Below are 18,914 nucleotides of genomic sequence, written 5' to 3' on the forward strand. Positions count from 1 at the left end.
CCATGGCAAACGAAAAATCGAATAACGTTAGAATTTTACAGTCGACTCAAAAGAATAATTTACCGCCTTTAGCTCATGCTGCGATTGGCTTTCTTGTTGGTGCAGCGGTCATTATTGTTGCTGGCCTGGGATATTTTTATCTAAGTTCTGACGATCAGCCTGCAAATACAGAAATGACTACTTCTGCCCCAACTGAAGATAAAGCTGAAACTGAAGCAACCACTGCACCCCGTCAAAGTGAAAATGAGCAATCTTCAGCTGAAAAAGCACTGCAAAGCGTTCATGCTATGGACGAAAAAGATCAGGATAATGGTTTATATTCGAATGATTTAGCTACTGCTTTCAATCATGGCAATACGGCTAAAGTGACTCAGCCTGTTCAAGCTGTAGCGAATAACCGTTCGCCTTTTGAAATTACCCAACCGCAGCGCCCTGTTGTAGCTGCTACAACAACCGTTAAACAACATATTCCAACTACATTAGTAAAACCAAAAGCTGCGCCAACAACAGCTAAAGTGACCAAACCTACAGAGCCTTCTACGAAAGCAGCAAAAGAAGAAGAATACTTTGAAGAACCGATGGGTGGAACGCAAATTTCTGAAACCAAACGTCCGAAAGTGGTTGCTGCAACAAACACTGCTAATGCGACTGTGAGCGCTACAGTTTCCCCATGATCATCTTTTTGGTTAGTTGTTTCTTTGTCTTAGCACTGGTGACAGTGCTTTGTTTTTCTTATGAACTCAGAGTTAAAGTTCAGGATTTTTTCTTTCAAATCATTCCACAAAGTAAAAAAAGAATTCAGCACGCCAAAAATTTTGCTTATGAACTGAACTATGCAGCAGCACCACAACAAATTCAATCACACTGGCATTTACAACAATGGTGGATTTTATTTGCAGGCTTCTTACTGTTTGCCAGTATTTTATTATTTGCTTTTACTCGCCCGATTACTGCAAGTAAAGTGGAAGCTGATTATTTGCGTAAAGTCGACCCACAAATTTACGCCATGCTTGATGGACAGGTTTTAGATGCGCCTCCTGAGGTTGAAGAATATCTTGTTCAAGAAGCGATCGCTGAAGAAGCAGCAATGATTGAGCAGCCATCTGTTATGGCCTCAAGTTTCAATCCAGAAGTTCAAGATATACATACGCATTCATATTCTACAGATGTGCCTTCAGCAGATCGTAAATGGCATAAAATGAACCCTCGTTATAAGCAGCGCTTATTAATGGTATTTAAAATTATGCGTGAACAGCATGGTTATGAAATGGTTTTGCTTGAAGGTTATCGTAGTCCTGAACGTCAAAATAATTTAGCCACCAATAAAAATACCACTCGTGCCCGTGGTTTCCAAAGTTATCATCAGTTTGGTTTAGCAGCCGATGTTGCATTTAAACGCAATGGTAAAGTGGTCATTACTGAACGAGACCCTTGGGCTATGCGTGGTTATCAACTTTATGGTCAAGCCGCTGAGTCTGTCGGTTTAACATGGGGCGGACGCTGGAAATCTATTCAAGATTATGGTCATACAGAATATCGAATGCCAGGGCTGAAAAAAACAGCAGAGATGGCTGCATTACTCACGTCTGAAGGTCAACTTCAAGCCAATAATATTTCGATTGAATAATTTCGATGTTGTGCCTTCAGAATATCAGTGAAGGCGCACTGTATTATTCTAGATAATTTTGTATTTCTTCTACAACTTTAGCTGTTTTTTCAGCATGTAACCAATGGCCTGCGCCTTCTACCTCAACAATTTTCGCTTGTGGAAATTGGTGTTCTATAGCCTTAGTATGTTCCGCTTTTGAAATATAAGGTGACTCTCCACCTTTGATGAATAATACAGGCTGTTGCCAAATATTTCCGATATTTTCCCAACCAATAATTTGGTCATACTGTTGATACAACGCATCTACATTAAACAACCATTGTCCTTTACTAAACGACTTGAGTAGAAACTGTATCACCATATCCGAATGAATATACTCACGCATAATTTCAACCGCTTGTTGTCTAGATTGAATTTGCGCATTATTTACGGCGATCAATGCTTTAAAAATTTCATCATGATGACGTTCTTGATATGCAAAGGGCGCGATATCCAATACAACAAGTTGCTCTACCCGCTCTGAGATTAAAGCCAATTGCATTGCGACCTTGCCTCCCATGGAATGGCCAATCACTGAAAACTTATCGATGCCAATCGCATCTAATGTTTCGAGTACATCGTTTGCCATCTCACGATAATTCATTTCTGTACTTTGAGGTGATTTACCATGATTTCGTAAATCAAGCTGAATGACAGAATGTGAATTTTGAAAAGCTCTGGCAAGCATCCCTAAGTTACTGAGGCTGCCAAATAAACCGTGAATAAAGACTAGCGGGTACGTTTCGCCTTCTAATTTTTGATGATATTCGTAATTTAGGATCATTTTTGAATACTTTGCGATGTTGACATTATGATGCCTAGTTGATGGAATGAAATCAAATGACAGTTAAAATTTATTACCCTTACTTAGGCTATTTGTATGTGTCAAATATTTAAATTGCTTAGGCTATTTTTAAAAATGAAATAGCCAACCGCATTCAACCTAAAAGATCTTTGTCTTTAATTTGCAGATTTAAAGTGATTAAAAGGAATTTTTAAATAGCGGATACCATTCCCTTCTGGTTTTGGAAATTTACCTGCATCCATATTGATTTGTATGGTAGGTAAAATGAGTTTGGGCATAGCCAAATTTGCGTCACGCTGAGTTCGCATTGTAACAAAATCTTCTTTTTCGTATCAACGTGGATATGAATATTCTGCTGTTTTTGTGCATGCACACTGCTTTCGCAGCAGTATTTTGACCGGTTTTCTGGTAAATAGACATGACATAAAAACACGCGCATTTCAGGTGCTAACTGATAAATCTTTTGTACAGAGTCGAATAATTCTGCCGCACTACCCTTGGGAAAATCACAGCGTGTGTGCCATAATCAGGCATAAATAAGGTATCACCGACAAACACAGCATCACCAACAACCACATAGCTCAGACAAGCAGGTGTATGTCCAGGCGTTGGAATGTTATAGGCATTTAACTCACCGATTTTAAATGCCTCATGATCTGCAAATAAATAATCAAAAGACTGATGTGAATTAAAATATTTCACATCAAAATTATAAATGGCGCTGAATGTTTCCTGCACAATCTTGATGTTATGGCTCATCGCAATTTTACCACCAAGAACTTGTTTTAAATATTGAGAAGCGGTTAAGTGATCTGCGTGCACATGCGTTTCTAAAATCTATTATATACTTAGGCTATTTTATTGAAGTAACCAACTGCCGCCAGTCTAAATATTCATTCTGACATGCCTTTCCTGATTGAAAAATTCAACGTTTCAAGAGTGTTTGATTAATTTATTTAGAAATAATTTATAAACTTGAAAAATCACGAAATATATCCTCGGAGATTTTTCAATATAGGCTGTTTATTATGAAGTTAATTGAAATAATAGATAATTTATAGATCAATACTGATATCGCTGAGTGCATCGCTCACCCACATTAAAGCATCTGAACCCAATTCTATAATATTCGAACCAATTTCAGCTAAGTCAGTCAAATCTAGAGAAGATAAAGGATCAGATGATGTACTATTTTTTTGCTGTTCTTGTTCAACTTGCGGCTCAATGGCTTGATCAAGATGAGTTTGCATGTTGTTGTAATTTATAGTCGTTATTTTGCATAGGTTCATCCTGTTATTTTGTTTTATATTATATTCAGTTGATATTAATTTGGCTCAAACTCTTTAAGCACCTTATCTACAAACCACCACGGTAAACGCTGAATACCTGAATTCATCTTTAAAATTTCAGCCTGTTCAATTTCCGCAATGAAAGAAGCATGCTGTCCATCGGCAGAGTTATCAAATAAATAACTACGATCCGTTGCTTCTACCGCCTGCATTAACAGATCCATACTTCGATAATAACGTTCGCGAATTTTTTGTTCTGGCACACCATGTCCACCCGTTTTTACGCGGTACTGAACACGTGAAATATTGATAACAGGATCAATAGTGGAAACATAATATAGATAGGTTCTAAAGCCTTTTCTTTTTGCTTCGCGTAGAAATTCCACCTTGGAAATATGGGACATCACTGTTTCAAAGGTAAAACTAATTTTTAGTTCTAAAAACTGCAAACGAATGTAATCGATAATTCTTGCACAAAGATATGAGTCAATCTGGTCTGGATGAAACTCAATTTTCCACGGATCTAATATCTGAGGTTTACGTGCTAATAGCGGAATAAATTCTCCATTCGCGGGACGTTTTTTCGTATATAGAAAGTCAATTAATGCTTCGGATTTTAAAGCGGAATGGTAATCCAACAAATTGAGCCGGTGTGAATGTTTCAGTTGAGCTTCGAGTTCATCCGCATTTAAATATGCCCCAATATGATGGGGCAATAAATATTCTTTAACTGTGCTTTTACCTGAACCATTTGGACCCGCGAACATTCTAATGCGAGGTTGTGGAGGCATGTATTAAACAATTTCCTCTGTTTTCTTTTTACGTTTTAAGATTTTTGGTAGATCATCCACTTGTACAAAATCGGCTGATACATCTTTTAATTGTACTTCTTGACCATTTTGCAGACGTTGAACCAGTTGTAAACCTTTTACATAAACCACAGTGGATGACGCACTTGCTTGTTCAAAAGCATGGCGAAATGCATTGATAGCAAGGCTCGGGATCATATCGTCCTCATATTGGCTTGCTTTCATTACTGAAGTATAAGCTGTCATGTAAACAACTCCTCAAACATCAAAAATAATGTGTTCAATTATCTTATCATACTTGCAATATTTGTCTATTTATCCATCAGTCATACCGAGAGTGAAATGATAAAATACAAAGTGATTTAATCATTTGATTGTATTCCTCGAACCAAACTGCACATATGAGTCAATGTATGGGGATGCCACATCATGAAAAATTTAAATTTTATCCAAATTCGATTTATAATCTGATTAAGCATTTAATTTTTCACAAAAAAATAGCCACTTATTCAGTGGCTAAAAGAGAACGACATCAACAAGTTGATGTATTAGGACTGACCTATGCAACAGGACCAGGGATGTTTGTTGCATATAAATCGTTCTAACTTGATCATAATAATGTGATGGACTTATCATTTTAAGCATATTTCATATCATTTCCTGACAATCTGCATTTTCAATTTCTAATATTATTAGAAACTGCACCTATAGTGAATAATGCTGTAATAATTTTGAAATATTAGACCATTTCGAATTATGAAAAATAGAACAAAATGAAAGAAAGTTAGACGAGAGCCCAAAAGTTTAAGCAGAGAAATTTAAACCTAAATTATTTTGTAGGACTCGAACAAAATGCACTTTCGTTTAAGCCAGATGACTGCATACTCTGTTGCTGTTGTTGTAAATAGTGCTGTGAAGCCACTCGCATTAGATTGGCCATTTCAAGAGCTGAGTTTTGCTGAGAAATTTCTAAAATCTGTCGATATGCATTCAATCTTAAACAAAAAGCTTGAGTTTGCTGCTGACCCGTTGCAGTAGATGTAGGGTCATCTAAAATGGCTTTGGTTGAATTAATTTGCTCAGTATATGTATGTATCTGAGCATTATATTCAGCTTGAGTCAGTTGTGGAGTAACCGCTTCTTTCACATTTGCATGTATTACAGAAGCAGTAAACACAGAAAAAATAAAGACATAAGGTTTATACATCAATGGAGAATGCATAAATTAAGCCTCATCACCTTCTTTCCAGACATCTTCATAATCATCAGCATCGATCATAAAACGATAGCCCACATCCAAAGCTAAATACGGTAGCACTTCAGGCACAACATCTTGCAGTTTACGCACAGTCATTGTTTCAAAGTTATCTGCGCCTTCAAGCTCGCCGCCATAAATATACCAACTGACATTTTCATCACCTTCTGCAGGCTTACGAATACCAACAATTGGATCTTTATTTAAGGTATGGACAGCCACAGCAATTACATCATCGCCCTGCACTTCTACATATGCAGAACCCACTTCTTCACATAAAAGTTTTTGTTCTGCAATCAGTTCTGCCAAAGGTGATGAATTTTGCGTATGTTTTGCCATGTTTGTTCTCAGGCCATATAGGTTTCGGGCATTCTACCGTGAATTACACTTATATAGATAAATTTTTTCCGTGCGAAAGCATTCGTGCCTTGTTTTATTAATTCATTTATAGCAAAAGACTCAATGCAGTAGATTACACCTAAAAGTATAAACAAGAAGAAAGGAAACTAATTCAACACATATACCGCTAAAACAGAGAAATAGACGAAAAAAAAATAGAATCAACATTCAAACAGCAAGCTTCTTTACCACCACAGATTTAACTTTTGCCAATGCCTGTGCAAATTTGGACAAATACCCGATTTTCCAAACTTACATGATTTATGAAAGAAATCGTCAATGCCTTGCACGTTTCATAGATTCAAAACACTGACTAGAAAATACACAGGATGGTTAATACGCTTATATATAGGTCTATAAAGTATGACTTAGCTAGGCAATAAATGTTCATCATATCTAAAGCTGCCTACTTATAAGGAAATGCTCCCACAGAATATTTAATTCGCTAAGGCAAACAAAATATCTAGCTTGAGCCCTATCATCTATGAAAAAAATTTCATTGGCCTAGAAATATGCTTTATAAACCATAGAAAAAGTAACTATCTTTTAATTTTTATATACTTAGCACACAAACCTGATTTATTCTTTCAAATAACTCGATTGAAAACTGAGAACAATTTAGATTCCTTTACGCGTGAAATAAGTTAAACCTTAGAATTTTTAATACGCTGAATAAATACTATCTTTACGACTATGCATGCGTAGGCAGTTCAACTGACGATCTATAAGACAAATGTACAGGCCATCTCACCTTTCAGATCATTTGTACTGATTATTGCTAAACGTACGCACCACGATAAAGCAAGTTTACACAAAAGATATCAACAGTTTTAGCCAATTGGGTTTAAAATGATGTCCTACAATATAATGATAAAAATGTAATCTTTTAACATTGCCAATTCTCTGCAAAGTTCGCATTATATAGCCCATTCTCGGCACATGCTTTTCACGTCAATTCAAAGAAATTATAAAAAAAATGTGGAATTTTATGCCATAATGAGCAAACTTTGCAGGTATCTTGCAAAGTAAATTTGCAACTTTTTATTGGAGCAGGCTGAATGAGCTCGACCATTTTGGTCATTCATGGACCGAATCTCAACTTACTGGGAAAACGTGAACCCGAAGTTTATGGCTATCTAACACTTGATGATATCAACCAAAAACTGATTTCACAGGCTCAAAACGCTTCCATTTCTCTCGACACTTTCCAAAGTAATTGGGAAGGCGCTGTTGTCGACCGAATTCATCAAGCGCAACAAGAAGGCGTTCAATTCATCATTATTAATCCAGCAGCCCTAACACATACTTCGGTTGCTGTGCGTGATGCCCTTCTAGGTGTAGCCATTCCGTTTATCGAAGTACATCTATCAAATGTCCACGCTCGCGAAGCATTTAGACATCACTCCTATCTATCTGATAAAGCCGTTGGCGTTATTTGTGGTTTAGGTGCAAAAGGTTATGCCGCAGCACTAGACTTCGCCATCGAAAAAATTCAACCAACTTCTCAATCTTAATTAGGAATACTGTTCATGGATATCCGTAAAATCAAGAAACTCATCGATTTGATGATTGAATCTGACTTACAGGCGATTGAAGTTAAAGAAGGCGATCAATCGATTGCTCTAACTCGTCGCAATCCAGTAGTTGCTGCCGCTGCGCCTGCTATGGCTGCACCTGCCGCTGCGCCTGCTGCACCTCGTTCACCACGTGGTGCTGTTGAGCCGTCTCCTATGGTTGGTGTGTTCTATGCTGCGCCAAATCCAGGTGAAGCACCATTTGTTAAAGTTGGTCAAACTGTATCTGCTGGTGAAACACTCGGTATCATCGAAGCAATGAAAATCATGAACCCAATTGAAGCAACTCAAAGCGGTGTGATTGAAGAAATTTTGGTTAAAAATGGCGAAGTGATCCAATTCGGTCAACCATTATTCCGCTATCGCGCTTAAGACCACGGGGAATCACAATGTTGCAAAAAGTTTTAATTGCAAACCGTGGTGAGATTGCGCTCCGCATCACCCGCGCTTGCAAAACTTTAGGAATTAAAACCGTAGGGATTTATTCCGATGCCGACAAAGACCTAATGCACTTACGCTTCTGTGACGAAGCAGTGTGTATTGGACCAGGTGCCAGCAGCGAAAGTTATCTTAATATCCCTGCCATTATTACAGCAGCTGAAATCACCGGTGCAGATGCCATCCATCCAGGTTATGGTTTCTTATCTGAAAACGCTGAGTTTGCTGAAATTGTAGAAAACTCAGGTTTTATCTTTATCGGTCCGCGTCCTGAACACATTCGCTTAATGGGGAACAAAGTTTCTGCCATTATTGCCATGAAAAAAGCCGGCGTACCGACTGTTCCGGGTTGTGACCATGCTGTAACGATTCACAATGCATTGGCAGAAGCCAAAGAAATTGGCTTTCCATTGATTGTAAAAGCTGCCTCAGGTGGTGGTGGTCGTGGTATGCGTATCGTTGAACGTGTAGACACGCTACTCGAATCTGTACAAGCTGCTCAACGTGATGCGGAAATGTGGTTTGGTGACGACACCGTTTATATGGAACGTTTCCTTCAAAAGCCACGCCATGTCGAAGTGCAAGTTCTTGCAGATGGTAATGGCCATGCAATTCATCTTTATGATCGTGACTGTTCATTGCAACGTCGCCATCAAAAAGTGCTTGAAGAAGCGCCTGCACCGGGTTTACCTGAAGAAGCACGTGCGCATATTCTTGAAGCGTGTGTAAATGCTTGTAAATTAATGCAATACCGTGGTGCTGGTACATTCGAGTTCTTATTTGAAGAAGGTGAATTCTTCTTTATTGAAATGAATACTCGTGTACAAGTAGAACATCCTGTTACTGAGCAAGTGACTGGCGTAGATATTATCGAGCAACAATTACGCATTGCTGCCGGTTTAGGTTTGGATCTTCAACAAGAAGATATTCAACTTAAAGGTCATGCGATTGAATGTCGTATTAATGCGGAAGATCCATCTACATTTATGCCTTCACCGGGCAAAATCGATCATTTCTATGCACCGGGCGGCGCAGGTATCCGACTAGATTCTCATATCTATCAAGGATATAGTATCCCGCCATACTATGATTCAATGATTGCAAAACTCATTGCGCATGGTAAAGATCGTGAAACCTCTATTGCGCGCATGAAACAAGCTCTAGAAGAGATTATCTTAACTGGCGTGAAAACCAATATTCCGCTACATAAAGATTTGATTCTTCAAGATAAAAATTTCTGCGAACAAGCAATGGATATTCACTATCTTGAAAAGCATCTATTAAAGAAAGTCGAAGGACATGAAGATAAATAAATCTTCAACGTCAAAAAAACCACTCAAATGAGTGGTTTTTTATTTTTATAAGAAGAAATATCAATATGTCATACTTAAGGCAAAACTCGACGCAATGTCGCAAAACACTGCTGAGCCTGATCATTGGCACAGAAATTAATAACCGATGGACTTTTCCACTTTACAAAGTACTGTGAAATTTCGCCGGTTTGATCTTGAATATTGCCCGAACAATCCATCTGATTATTGTCATATTTTACTTGTAAAATCAGTGCTGGAATTTGCACATTCGGATCTTGCGCAGGTTGATAGTCATATACCCCAGATGACCACTCTTCACCACTTTTGATCACTACATCATTATTGCTCTTAAAATTATAATATTCGACGCACTTTTTGTTGGTCGGAATTTCCATGCCCCATAAGCCAACCAATTCAGAACGTGTTGTCACCCTAAAGCTATTTATAGCTTCAACTTGATTTTTAGCCTCTGAATTTTGAGTTGTATTCTTATTATCTGCCGCCATCACCAACGATGAACTCAACATGAGTAAAACTGTAAGATATGCTATTTTCATACATTTAATCAGTCATATAAATCATGCTCTTAAAGTAACACATTTTTTTACAAATCCGCGGTTTATCACATTTTCATAACAATCATTTTTCATCTTTATCCAGAAAATGAATCTCGGTTAACGAAACTACAAATCAGCTAAATGCCAAACAAATCACACTATTTACAATAAAATAATATAAAATCTTTTTTATCGTTTAATATACGAAAAAAACGAATTCTCCCATATTTAACTTAGGCTTACATAAGCTAATGAAACTGCATTCGAATAGTCTTGCTCCGCTTAATGCACGCCACAGCATGGCTTTTGTCATAGTCGCTGCAGTTATTCTTTGCTGCTGCTTAATCGGTATTTTCACCCGCCCATTAAGCTATTTAGCGATTTTTTGGCCTGCGAATGCAGTATTGTTAGCATTATTCTTAAGGTTTCCCAAACTCAGTAATCTAGGGGGATGGTTAGGTGCATTTACCGGTTATATGCTCGCAGATTTAGTGACGGGCAATTATTTCCAACTCACTTTATTTCTCACTTTTTCAAATTTAACCAACAGCATGGTATCGCTATTTTTTATGCGATATTTTCAGGTGAACTATCAAAACTATAATAAAGGTTTCACTTTTCTGACCATGATTGTCATCATCGCCTGCGGTGGATGCCTTGCGGGTGCTCTCTTTGCTATTTTCACCGTGCCTTATATTCCCAATACGTTTATGTCGACCGATCGATTGTCGATTGATTTTGGTATGTGGTGGATTACCGAAATATTGAATGCGCTGATTATATTACCGCTTATTTTGTCTTTTCCTAAACTGGCCGATCTTAAACTTCATTTCAAAGATCGACGCCATCAAAGCTTTCAGATCAATAAAATATTTCCGGCTATTGCTGTTGTCTTCTGCGTATTTTTAACAGCCGTTTCTACAGGTCCAGGGGCAATTCTCTACCCTTTGGCGGCTTTGATTTGGGCAGCATTAACCTATCGCTTATTTACCTTATCCCTAATTAATGCCGTGGTAATTTTAGCGACCTATTACAATTTAAATGCGTTCTACTTACACGATTCTTCATTAGCCTATTTATCGACAGCAATTTCGGTCCGTATTGGCCTAGCCATGCTGATTCTCTCGCCGTTGATTCTTTGTATTATTAGCCGAAATCGGCACGAACTATATAAAGAGGTTTTATACCTTGCAAATCATGATAGCTTGACTCATGCGATGAATCGTCGATATTTTTTCGAGCAAGGTGAGCTTTACCTACAAAACCAAATTCAACTTAACTTTTCCATTATCATGATAGATATTGATCATTTTAAAAAATTGAATGATCAATATGGGCATTATGTCGGTGACCAAGTTTTACAAGAATTTTCGAGCGTTGTGCGTAAGAATTTACGTGAAACAGATTTATTTGCACGTATTGGTGGTGAAGAGTTTAGTGTATTACTCACGAACATTGCAGCAGCTGAAGCTCAAGGTATTGCTGAGCGTATCCGAAAAGTCGTTGAAACTACGCCTATTTTCATTGATGAACAAAATACGATTTATATTACGGTGAGTATAGGTCTGATTCATCAGTCTTTGCCCAATGCTCCAAGTTTGCAAAGTATGATAAATCAAGCCGATCAGGCCTTATATCAAGCCAAAGAGCTCGGCCGTAATCAGGTGGTTTTAGTTCATTGAGATTTATCAAAATACTGAATTGTTTTAAGTTGGCTTTTGGATCGTTTTAGGCAAGCCCACGACCAAAAACATGGCAGGTATAACCGCCAGTCCTGCAATCATAAAAATAACGGGTCCCGAAAGCATGTCCCAATATCGACCTGCTAAAATACTGCCACTCGCAACACCTAAGCCCCACATGGTACTGTATAGCGCTTGACCACGCCCTTGTTGACTTGCGGTAAAATTTTGAAAAATGATTCGCATAGCGATTAAGTGGAATAATCCAAAACTAAAGGCATGAATCGTTTGCGCAGCAAATTGAGTGATAAACACCGTCGGATATAAGCCTACAATCAACCATCGCATCCCTGTTAGCCCCAAACAAATGAGCACTAAGTTACGCCAAGAATATCGTTTAAAAAAGACATTGGCATAGGCAAACATAATGATTTCCGCAATGACTCCGACAGACCATAAAAAACCGATTTGGCTCGTCGAAAAATCAGCCTGCTTAAGGTAATTGCTATAAAAACTATAAAACGGCGCATGCGAAAAAAGTAGAAAAAATTCAATGATAAAAAAACTAGCTACAACTGGTCGTTTTAAGATAGGCCAAAGTGGTTCAAGTTTTTTCTGTGAAGATGGTGCAGTAGCGGGCTCTTTAATCGTAAATGACCAAATGAATGCGAGAAATGCAATGCATAACAACATGATAGGCAGCATGGAAACAGGTATTATTTCTAGCAAAGCCCCTATTCCAAATACTCCAATAATGAAGCCAACTGATCCCCATTTTCTGACTTTTCCATAAAGTTCTGCACGCCGCTCAGCTAACCAAAATAAAGTTACTCCTTCAAACTGAGCCAATATAGCATTTTGAAAGAAACTAAAAACCAGCATGAGTAATGCAACAGATTGAAAACTGTTGGGAATTATAAAAATCAGAAACCAAATACAGGCTTCCATCCATGTTGCGATTCGAACTAAAAGCATGCGCTTGCCGGATTTATCTGCAATCCAACCCCAAATAAACGGTGCAAAAAAACGTGTGACAATTGCAATCGAAGATAAAATACCTATTTCTTGATAATTAAACCCTTGATCCTCTAGATACAAACTCCAATACGGCATGAATGTACCCACTATTGAATAATAGAAAAAGTAGAATCCACCAAGTTTTGTTTGGATTGGAATGTTAAGCATCAAGCTGTATTCCTTAGTATTTACAGTAGGTTATAAACTTTTCAGAGTTGTATGCTTTTGCATCTAAAAGGCTTAGTTAGGATATGGCGAGTATACAAATCAGTATACAAATTTATTTTAATTAAATTATTTCAAAATTTGTATACTTTTATCAAAAAATTATATCTTTTTAATATTTTTCTTATTAAACAATGTTTTATTTTTACTCGTTAAAATTCTCATATTTTAATAAAAAACCGCCCGAAGGCGGTCTATTTTTACTTGAGCAATCTATATCTGGCATGCGGTAGTGTCTGAAGTTCAAACATGTGGTCGTAATCATAATGTGGCATTTTGAATCCGCATTTTTTACTCACGTCTGAAATAGCACTGCTCATAGAGAACATATTGTCGTTGAGCATGCTCACCAGTAATGGATTGAGTTTGGCCAATGCTGGGCTATGTGTGGACCACCACGCTTGAAAGAAGCGAGCATGTACGCAGAGCATTTCTAGGGATTGTTTTTCATCTATATAGATACTCCCTTTTGACTTAACTTCTAGAGTTTCTAGATAATTCACAGCATCTTGGAAATGGATGGCCAATAGATCGCTATAACGAGTGATACGGAAGTGTTTGTTATGACGTGACCACATTTCTGCATGAAGTCTACGTTCACCTTGCGCACGTCGATCGACGATTTCTTTAAGTTCAGCTTGTTGCTCTGCGTTGATTTTTACTCGAGTTTCGATTTGTTGCTGTAGTGATTCTTTGTCCAGTACGTCGAGCACCCATTTGCGGAATTCTTTAGCTACTGGTGTTTTTGCAAACATAGCGATCAAATGACAACCGCGCAAAGAAAAGACTCTAACTTCACGTGTTTGACCCTGTAACGTCATTTTGACGTTACAGGTCATTCCATTAGAAAATTCATCTGCCTTTCTTTCAAATACTTTATTAACTGCATCTTCTCGCGCATAACCTAACATTTGACCAAGTTGACGCGAGCTAATCCATGGCTTTTGGTCATGCATAATTACATCGAGAGTTGTATCCCTAAAACAAAGTGATAAACTAGTCATATCAATATCCTTCATCTGGTGTTGGTAAATACCCCGTCTTCCGCCAAGAATGTTCGGGGTATTTTTTTATTTAAAATAATGTCCACTGGACATATTGCAAATATATATGTCCACTTGATACCATGTCAACTGAATTTTTTCAGGATGAAGTCATGGGTAAACATTTAGGTGTTGCATACAATTTACGCTTACCTCAAGAACTAAAAGATAAAATTGCAGAATCTGCTAAAGAGCTGAATCGCTCGATGAATGCTGATATTGTGGCGAGGCTGGAAGAAAGTTTTGTAGCATCATCAAGTATCACCAATTCCCAAGCTGATATAAGAATTATCCCATTACATGATGGGAAGAAGCGTGTGATTTACGGGAAGCTACTGAATACACTAGATTTGGACTACACCCAATCACTGAGTAATTTGAAGGTTGATATTGAGCTTGCACTTGAAACTTTAAGCCGCTCATCCATCTGGAAAGCTCTTCAATTTCTAACTAAAGATGTAATTGTCGCTCAAGGCAATAATCATCTAAACATCGTTGATAATGGTAAGAAAGGTTTAGGTTGGCTCGTTGTGGAAGATCATTATGTAGTTAGCGATAAATAAGTTTATAAATCTTAGCATTTTGGTCTTTATTAGGATTGAAATCTAATACCAAACCTAGTTAAAGTAACTCATTCTCTTTTCTTACTACTAGTTTGTAAAAGTCTTTAAAGTATGGAACAAAAAATGACCCTTTCAGATCTGCAATTTGCCTTCTTTTTTGCAAATCCACCTGTAAACTTTAAATTCGATGAATTTTCAGTTCATTTAAGAAAAAAAACTATTTTCACAAACAATAAGTTAGATTTACAAACATTTATATTTCCAATACCTAATGATGTTCCAGCAGAAATTCCGCGATGCCAAATCTCATCATCAGACCAAAGCTTTAACCTAACTGTATCTGGTGTTAGATGTGATATTAATTTCAAATACAGTCATCAAAACTCAGTACAAGTATTCAACGATATATTAATAGCAATTATGGAACTTTTTCAGCAAGAAAAAGTCGAAATTATTCGTGTTGGCTATGTAACAAGACATATTCTTAAGCATCCGAATCCAGATTCGGTAGTTAGAGAGAAATTTTTAAAAATTGATGAAACCAACTTGTGTGAACCCCTAATTCGTTTTGTTATTAAAACTGAAATTGGAGATATAACCTATAATGATGTTTACCAAATAGAAGTTGCTAAACAAAGAAATTTCTCAACTGGCAATGAAGACAACATTATATTGATTACTCAAGATTTCAACACTTTACCTGACGATACTGACATTATTACACTTAGTGATTTAAATACTTTTGTTCAGAACATCCCTAATAGTTATATTCAAAATTATATTCAAATGCTTAGTGAATAATAATGTCCGATAAAGAAATCAGAAAATCTCAAACAAAAAAATTAGAGGATGGAGAAGTTATATATCCATCTTCTAAATCTTCAATTACCTCAATAAAATCTAATAATACAACCACTTTTTCAATCCCAACCATTGAAGAATTAAATTATAAAAAAAAATCTACCAATACGTTTGAACAGCCTCCTATATCTCAAACTACTCCTAATATTAATTCACAAGGCCCTTTTTCTACTGCAACAGCAGCAATTACAAATGATACAAAATCATCTTCAACTAACTCACAAAAAAACAATAAAACACCAACAATGCATTTTGGTTTTCAAAATAATGAATTTGAAAAATTACGAAATTTAGAAGCAATTCTTGAAAGCAAGGCTGATGGTATAGAGAAAGCCTTGCTAAAAAAGCAAAATACAGCTCTAAAATCACTTAATACCTCTTTAGATAAAGCCCTTAAGGATATCGATGGACATAAAATTGAAACCAAAGAAGAATTAAAAGAAACTCGAAACTCAGTACTAGGTACTATCGCTTTATTTGCTGCTTTTTTTACATTTGTTTCAGTGAATGTTAATATTTTCACAAAAGCAGAAAATGTAATGCAATCTATTATTTTTATGCTGTCTTTTTGGTTATGTATTATTGGTTTTATATCTTTATTTTTTCTTTTTCTAAATAAGAATAAAGATACTATTATTTATAAAACCGCTGAATTTATAACAACTGTAAGTTGTATCCTACTATCAGCGGGTCTAATGTTTTTGTTGTTTAACAAATCTGATTCCGAATCTTATAAAAAAATTAATGATAAATTAGTTAAAATTCAAAAAGAAAATGATACTTTAAAGAAAGAAAATACAGAATTAAATGAGAAAATAAACAAAAATTTAAAAGCATTGGATGAACAAATCATTGAATTGCGAAAGAATCAATATCAATTGAATCAACAATAATTGGAGAAAAAAAGTGCCATTAGGCGCTTTCTTCTACTAGTTTAGGACGTATTGGAATTATAATCTATGTAACCTTATCTATTTCACCAATATCCTGTTCTTCAATATTCTCAACCCTAAAAGCATACTTATAAAAGTCATTCATGAAAATACCTGCATCAGCACACCTCTCAACATACTTAAGACATAAAATTGCAGCAGCTAAACAAATAGCATGTAATCCAACTATGACAAAAATACTTAAAAGCATCCCTTTGTCATAGTAACTTATGATCCAATCCATATACTTCTGGGCTTTATAAAAAGGGATCAATCCTACAAAAGCAAAAGCGATATACCCAAAAAGTGCTAGCACAATCGTGTACCACTTAGCCCTAGTTTTAAACTCTTTTAAACTCCCGTCAGCATCCCTTTCACGTTTCAGCCTATTCCTTACTTTTACGTATTCGCCTACCCACAGATCTGCATTTTCATACTTGGTAAAGAATTTAGCCTCACTATATGTAAGAGCTTCATTATTAAAAAGTGATTTAGCTAGCCTATCTTTATACAAAGTCGAACGCTTTTCTAATCCTGAGGATTCAAATTCATCTGCCAGCTTTAACGCTTCGGCCTTACTTTCTTTGGAATGCTTTAGGTGAGCTAATCTATTATTTAAAAATGCCAATATAATTGGCACAACGAGAACAGCCAATACCCCACCAATTTTTAATAATATTTCCATGACTATGTTTTTTATAAAATAAAAGTTTGATTTAGGACTATTTTTAAAATTTGTCAACCAACTTTTAGGACTCAAACTCGGATTTGTCAACCAAATTCACTTTTATACGACTTTCTAACTAGATTCATTGAGCAAACAAGCTGAGAGTTGCTAGACTTCGGCTAATGCTTTGACTTTAAAATAATTTATGAAATTTTTACTTATTTTCGCTCTGGGGTTCACTTCAATCCAAGTTTATGCAAAAAAGTGCGCTGACTTTTCTACGCAACAGCAAGCACAAAAATGGTATGAGCAAAGAAAGAAATCAGGACAAACAGGCTGGAAAGGTCTAGACCGCGACGGTGATGGCCAGGCCTGTGATTGCCTGCCGGGTGGAAATGGGAAGAAGTGCCCGAAGAAGAAAAGATAAACATACCGACTTTAAATTATCACTTTAAAGAATTGACCAACTTAATAACTAATGAGAACTCCATGAGTAGCTACCAAAATATTTTAAATGATTTTCTGGAGCATTGGCCTTTAGAAAAGGTTGAAGCAATATCTCTTGACCAATACGTCGATATACAGAACCGTGCCACATTTACACAGTGGGTTGAAAATAGAACTATTGAATTAGGTTCTATTAGTGGCTTGTTTGGATCTAGAATGTTTGGCATCTACAAACGAAAAAATTCAGATCCATTAGATGGATATGCAAATGATGAGCTTTACACATGGAATAAAAAATACGGAAATAACAGAAATGTAGCATTTTCAGAGATCAAGAAGCATTTAATCGATATCATTAATTATTCTTTAACTGGAAATTTTTCACAAATTGATGCTATCCCTATTCCTGATATTTTTAAGTGGAAAGTTGCTTACCTCTATTCTAATGAAAGACTCATTCCTATTTTCCAACGAGAAGTTTTAAAAGAAATCGGTACCCACTATGGCTTGTCTGTAAATAATAAAACGACTGTATCAGCTATTCAAAAAGTACTTATAGAGAATAAACCACTAGAGCTAAACACTCATGAATTTATGGTTGATCTTTGGGGTAAGTTTCGCCCACAAAAGAAAAAACCGAACGGTATAAGTGAGACCCAACAAGATCAAGGGAAAAAGAGTACAGATGATCAAGAACGTTCAGGAGCATCGTCTTATATTGCCAAGCAAACCCACAATAAAATACAGAATAAATTGCGTAATATGCTCATAGCTGAATATGGGGAAAGTTGTGTTGCTAGTGAAAAAAATTACGTAGATTTAACGCTAACTTATAATGATACTATCACCCTTTATGAGGTTAAATCCGATGCCTATGCTGCTGTATGCATACGACAAGCTTTAGGTCAAATTATTCAATATGCACATCGACTAGATCCTGCGAAGAAAGTAAAACTTTATATAGTTGGGCAATACCCCTTAAAAGATAATGAGAAACCCTATCTAGACTACATTCAGAAAAACTTTAAAGTCGATCTTAACTATATGAATATTGATCTTACAAAGTAGTTTTATCACGGTAGAGCGCCACACGGCGCTTTTCTTATACAAAATCCTGAACCAATTTCTTAATGACAGGTCGCTGACGCTGACTCGCAATCCATAAATCATGCTGCATCTGCAAATTCAACCAAAACTCTGGTGAAGTTTCCAAAGCCTCACTTAAACGGATAGCCATGTCTGCAGAAATACCTGTATGGCCATTCAAAATACGAGATAGATTTGCCCGCGTTACACCTAATGCAAGAGCAGCTTCAGTCACTGGGGTTTCACCAATATACTCGCGAAGCATTTCCCCTGGATGAGGTGCATTAAACATCATATTCATGAT

23 protein-coding genes and 1 pseudogene are annotated in these 18,914 nt (G+C 36.6%); 12 read left to right on the forward strand and 12 right to left on the reverse strand.

The window, feature by feature from the left end; all coding sequences use genetic code 11:
- Positions 1-2 precede the first annotated feature (2 nt).
- Both FTU75_RS08175 and FTU75_RS08180 read left to right on the forward strand, forming a co-directional pair.
- Positions 3-674, forward strand: a complete 672-nt coding sequence (locus tag FTU75_RS08175) for a hypothetical protein (protein WP_180102271.1) — start codon at positions 3-5, stop codon at positions 672-674.
- The gene (locus tag FTU75_RS08180) at positions 671-1,627 is read left to right on the forward strand and encodes a M15 family metallopeptidase (RefSeq protein ID WP_078193371.1); all 957 of its coding nucleotides are present in this window, start codon (positions 671-673) and stop codon (positions 1,625-1,627) included. The genes FTU75_RS08175 and FTU75_RS08180 overlap by 4 nt, the downstream gene beginning before the upstream one ends.
- Positions 1,628-1,670: 43 nt before the next feature.
- Here the strand turns inward: FTU75_RS08180 and FTU75_RS08185 are convergent, their stop codons facing one another.
- The 5 genes and pseudogenes from FTU75_RS08185 to FTU75_RS08205 all read right to left on the reverse strand — a co-directional run bounded on the left by FTU75_RS08185 (position 1,671) and on the right by FTU75_RS08205 (position 4,797).
- Positions 1,671-2,432, reverse strand: a complete 762-nt coding sequence (locus FTU75_RS08185) for an alpha/beta fold hydrolase (RefSeq protein WP_180115670.1) — start codon at positions 2,430-2,432, stop codon at positions 1,671-1,673.
- A gap of 176 nt (positions 2,433-2,608) precedes the next feature.
- Positions 2,609-3,290: pseudogene (locus tag FTU75_RS08190) on the reverse strand (MBL fold metallo-hydrolase); the annotation flags it as partial.
- A 218-nt stretch (positions 3,291-3,508) separates the two neighbouring features.
- The gene (locus FTU75_RS08195) at positions 3,509-3,703 is read right to left on the reverse strand and encodes a hypothetical protein (protein ID WP_180115671.1); all 195 of its coding nucleotides are present in this window, start codon (positions 3,701-3,703) and stop codon (positions 3,509-3,511) included.
- Between the two features lie 74 nt (positions 3,704-3,777).
- The gene (locus FTU75_RS08200; protein ID WP_257223739.1) at positions 3,778-4,533 is read right to left on the reverse strand and encodes a zeta toxin; all 756 of its coding nucleotides are present in this window, start codon (positions 4,531-4,533) and stop codon (positions 3,778-3,780) included.
- A gap of 3 nt (positions 4,534-4,536) precedes the next feature.
- The gene (locus tag FTU75_RS08205) at positions 4,537-4,797 is read right to left on the reverse strand and encodes a hypothetical protein (protein WP_180023738.1); all 261 of its coding nucleotides are present in this window, start codon (positions 4,795-4,797) and stop codon (positions 4,537-4,539) included.
- A gap of 167 nt (positions 4,798-4,964) precedes the next feature.
- Here FTU75_RS08205 and FTU75_RS08210 point away from each other — a divergent pair, with 167 nt between their 5' ends.
- The gene (locus tag FTU75_RS08210) at positions 4,965-5,156 is read left to right on the forward strand and encodes a hypothetical protein (protein WP_180023739.1); all 192 of its coding nucleotides are present in this window, start codon (positions 4,965-4,967) and stop codon (positions 5,154-5,156) included.
- 224 nt (positions 5,157-5,380) lie between these two features.
- On the opposite strand, the gene FTU75_RS08215 is transcribed toward FTU75_RS08210, so the two are convergent.
- Together FTU75_RS08215 and FTU75_RS08220 are read right to left on the reverse strand one after the other, a co-directional pair.
- Positions 5,381-5,773, reverse strand: a complete 393-nt coding sequence (locus tag FTU75_RS08215; RefSeq protein ID WP_180115672.1) for a hypothetical protein — start codon at positions 5,771-5,773, stop codon at positions 5,381-5,383.
- 3 nt (positions 5,774-5,776) lie between these two features.
- Positions 5,777-6,145, reverse strand: a complete 369-nt coding sequence (locus FTU75_RS08220) for a hypothetical protein (protein WP_078190788.1) — start codon at positions 6,143-6,145, stop codon at positions 5,777-5,779.
- Positions 6,146-7,263: 1,118 nt separating this feature from the next.
- Between FTU75_RS08220 and aroQ the strand changes: the two genes are divergently transcribed.
- Genes aroQ through accC form a run of 3 tightly spaced genes read left to right on the forward strand, consistent with a single transcriptional unit; the run spans position 7,264 to position 9,530 of the window.
- On the forward strand, positions 7,264-7,719 hold the full coding sequence (gene aroQ, locus FTU75_RS08225) for a type II 3-dehydroquinate dehydratase (protein ID WP_180022653.1): 456 nt from the start codon (positions 7,264-7,266) through the stop codon (positions 7,717-7,719).
- Between the two features lie 15 nt (positions 7,720-7,734).
- Positions 7,735-8,151: an acetyl-CoA carboxylase biotin carboxyl carrier protein gene (accB, locus tag FTU75_RS08230; RefSeq protein WP_078190790.1), complete on the forward strand. Its 417-nt coding sequence runs from the start codon at positions 7,735-7,737 to the stop codon at positions 8,149-8,151.
- A 17-nt stretch (positions 8,152-8,168) separates the two neighbouring features.
- Positions 8,169-9,530, forward strand: a complete 1,362-nt coding sequence (accC, locus tag FTU75_RS08235; protein WP_111885487.1) for an acetyl-CoA carboxylase biotin carboxylase subunit — start codon at positions 8,169-8,171, stop codon at positions 9,528-9,530.
- Between the two features lie 74 nt (positions 9,531-9,604).
- Here accC and FTU75_RS08240 read toward each other — a convergent pair whose 3' ends face one another.
- Positions 9,605-10,087, reverse strand: coding sequence for a hypothetical protein (locus FTU75_RS08240; protein ID WP_168379494.1), 483 nt, complete (start codon positions 10,085-10,087; stop codon positions 9,605-9,607).
- A gap of 251 nt (positions 10,088-10,338) precedes the next feature.
- On the opposite strand from FTU75_RS08240, the gene FTU75_RS08245 reads away from it, so the two are divergent.
- Positions 10,339-11,769, forward strand: a complete 1,431-nt coding sequence (locus FTU75_RS08245; RefSeq protein WP_180115673.1) for a GGDEF domain-containing protein — start codon at positions 10,339-10,341, stop codon at positions 11,767-11,769.
- Between the two features lie 24 nt (positions 11,770-11,793).
- Here the strand turns inward: FTU75_RS08245 and FTU75_RS08250 are convergent, their stop codons facing one another.
- Together FTU75_RS08250 and FTU75_RS08255 are read right to left on the reverse strand one after the other, a co-directional pair.
- Complete coding sequence (locus FTU75_RS08250; RefSeq protein ID WP_180115674.1) at positions 11,794-12,954, reverse strand: MFS transporter; 1,161 nt, start codon at positions 12,952-12,954, stop codon at positions 11,794-11,796.
- Between the two features lie 257 nt (positions 12,955-13,211).
- The gene (locus FTU75_RS08255) at positions 13,212-14,015 is read right to left on the reverse strand and encodes a Bro-N domain-containing protein (protein ID WP_257223740.1); all 804 of its coding nucleotides are present in this window, start codon (positions 14,013-14,015) and stop codon (positions 13,212-13,214) included.
- Positions 14,016-14,167: 152 nt separating this feature from the next.
- Between FTU75_RS08255 and FTU75_RS08260 the strand changes: the two genes are divergently transcribed.
- The 3 genes from FTU75_RS08260 to FTU75_RS08270 all read left to right on the forward strand — a co-directional run bounded on the left by FTU75_RS08260 (position 14,168) and on the right by FTU75_RS08270 (position 16,371).
- Positions 14,168-14,617: an Arc family DNA-binding protein gene (locus tag FTU75_RS08260; protein WP_180115675.1), complete on the forward strand. Its 450-nt coding sequence runs from the start codon at positions 14,168-14,170 to the stop codon at positions 14,615-14,617.
- Positions 14,618-14,740: 123 nt separating this feature from the next.
- Positions 14,741-15,418 carry a hypothetical protein gene (locus FTU75_RS08265; RefSeq protein WP_180115676.1) on the forward strand — a complete coding sequence of 226 codons (678 nt, stop codon included), beginning with the start codon at positions 14,741-14,743 and terminating at the stop codon, positions 15,416-15,418.
- A 2-nt stretch (positions 15,419-15,420) separates the two neighbouring features.
- Entirely contained in the window at positions 15,421-16,371 is a 951-nt protein-coding gene (locus FTU75_RS08270; RefSeq protein WP_180115677.1) for a hypothetical protein, read from the forward strand.
- A gap of 64 nt (positions 16,372-16,435) precedes the next feature.
- Here FTU75_RS08270 and FTU75_RS08275 read toward each other — a convergent pair whose 3' ends face one another.
- Positions 16,436-17,095: a hypothetical protein gene (locus FTU75_RS08275; protein WP_180115678.1), complete on the reverse strand. Its 660-nt coding sequence runs from the start codon at positions 17,093-17,095 to the stop codon at positions 16,436-16,438.
- A 187-nt stretch (positions 17,096-17,282) separates the two neighbouring features.
- On the opposite strand from FTU75_RS08275, the gene FTU75_RS08280 reads away from it, so the two are divergent.
- Positions 17,283-17,504 carry an excalibur calcium-binding domain-containing protein gene (locus FTU75_RS08280; RefSeq protein ID WP_180115679.1) on the forward strand — a complete coding sequence of 74 codons (222 nt, stop codon included), beginning with the start codon at positions 17,283-17,285 and terminating at the stop codon, positions 17,502-17,504.
- Positions 17,483-18,592, forward strand: coding sequence for a hypothetical protein (locus tag FTU75_RS08285; protein ID WP_180115680.1), 1,110 nt, complete (start codon positions 17,483-17,485; stop codon positions 18,590-18,592). The genes FTU75_RS08280 and FTU75_RS08285 overlap by 22 nt, the downstream gene beginning before the upstream one ends.
- A 34-nt stretch (positions 18,593-18,626) precedes the next feature.
- On the opposite strand, the gene FTU75_RS08290 is transcribed toward FTU75_RS08285, so the two are convergent.
- Entirely contained in the window at positions 18,627-18,911 is a 285-nt protein-coding gene (locus FTU75_RS08290) for a HigA family addiction module antitoxin (protein ID WP_180115681.1), read from the reverse strand.
- Positions 18,912-18,914: the final 3 nt, after the last annotated feature.

The organism is Acinetobacter sp. YH12140 (genome assembly GCF_013418475.1).
Lineage (GTDB): Bacteria > Pseudomonadota > Gammaproteobacteria > Pseudomonadales > Moraxellaceae > Acinetobacter > Acinetobacter amyesii.

Coding starts and splice junctions, on each gene's coding strand:
- FTU75_RS08175 (WP_180102271.1), top strand. CDS start 3: ATGGCAAACGAAAAATCGAATAACGTTAGAATTTTACAGTCGACTCAA.
- FTU75_RS08180 (WP_078193371.1), top strand. CDS start 671: ATGATCATCTTTTTGGTTAGTTGTTTCTTTGTCTTAGCACTGGTGACA.
- FTU75_RS08185 (WP_180115670.1), bottom strand. CDS start 2,432: ATGATCCTAAATTACGAATATCATCAAAAATTAGAAGGCGAAACGTAC.
- FTU75_RS08195 (WP_180115671.1), bottom strand. CDS start 3,703: ATGCAAACTCATCTTGATCAAGCCATTGAGCCGCAAGTTGAACAAGAA.
- FTU75_RS08200 (WP_257223739.1), bottom strand. CDS start 4,533: ATGCCTCCACAACCTCGCATTAGAATGTTCGCGGGTCCAAATGGTTCA.
- FTU75_RS08205 (WP_180023738.1), bottom strand. CDS start 4,797: ATGACAGCTTATACTTCAGTAATGAAAGCAAGCCAATATGAGGACGAT.
- FTU75_RS08210 (WP_180023739.1), top strand. CDS start 4,965: ATGGGGATGCCACATCATGAAAAATTTAAATTTTATCCAAATTCGATT.
- FTU75_RS08215 (WP_180115672.1), bottom strand. CDS start 5,773: ATGCATTCTCCATTGATGTATAAACCTTATGTCTTTATTTTTTCTGTG.
- FTU75_RS08220 (WP_078190788.1), bottom strand. CDS start 6,145: ATGGCAAAACATACGCAAAATTCATCACCTTTGGCAGAACTGATTGCA.
- aroQ (WP_180022653.1), top strand. CDS start 7,264: ATGAGCTCGACCATTTTGGTCATTCATGGACCGAATCTCAACTTACTG.
- accB (WP_078190790.1), top strand. CDS start 7,735: ATGGATATCCGTAAAATCAAGAAACTCATCGATTTGATGATTGAATCT.
- accC (WP_111885487.1), top strand. CDS start 8,169: ATGTTGCAAAAAGTTTTAATTGCAAACCGTGGTGAGATTGCGCTCCGC.
- FTU75_RS08240 (WP_168379494.1), bottom strand. CDS start 10,087: ATGAAAATAGCATATCTTACAGTTTTACTCATGTTGAGTTCATCGTTG.
- FTU75_RS08245 (WP_180115673.1), top strand. CDS start 10,339: ATGAAACTGCATTCGAATAGTCTTGCTCCGCTTAATGCACGCCACAGC.
- FTU75_RS08250 (WP_180115674.1), bottom strand. CDS start 12,954: ATGCTTAACATTCCAATCCAAACAAAACTTGGTGGATTCTACTTTTTC.
- FTU75_RS08255 (WP_257223740.1), bottom strand. CDS start 14,015: ATGACTAGTTTATCACTTTGTTTTAGGGATACAACTCTCGATGTAATT.
- FTU75_RS08260 (WP_180115675.1), top strand. CDS start 14,168: ATGGGTAAACATTTAGGTGTTGCATACAATTTACGCTTACCTCAAGAA.
- FTU75_RS08265 (WP_180115676.1), top strand. CDS start 14,741: ATGACCCTTTCAGATCTGCAATTTGCCTTCTTTTTTGCAAATCCACCT.
- FTU75_RS08270 (WP_180115677.1), top strand. CDS start 15,421: ATGTCCGATAAAGAAATCAGAAAATCTCAAACAAAAAAATTAGAGGAT.
- FTU75_RS08275 (WP_180115678.1), bottom strand. CDS start 17,095: ATGGAAATATTATTAAAAATTGGTGGGGTATTGGCTGTTCTCGTTGTG.
- FTU75_RS08280 (WP_180115679.1), top strand. CDS start 17,283: ATGAAATTTTTACTTATTTTCGCTCTGGGGTTCACTTCAATCCAAGTT.
- FTU75_RS08290 (WP_180115681.1), bottom strand. CDS start 18,911: ATGAATATGATGTTTAATGCACCTCATCCAGGGGAAATGCTTCGCGAG.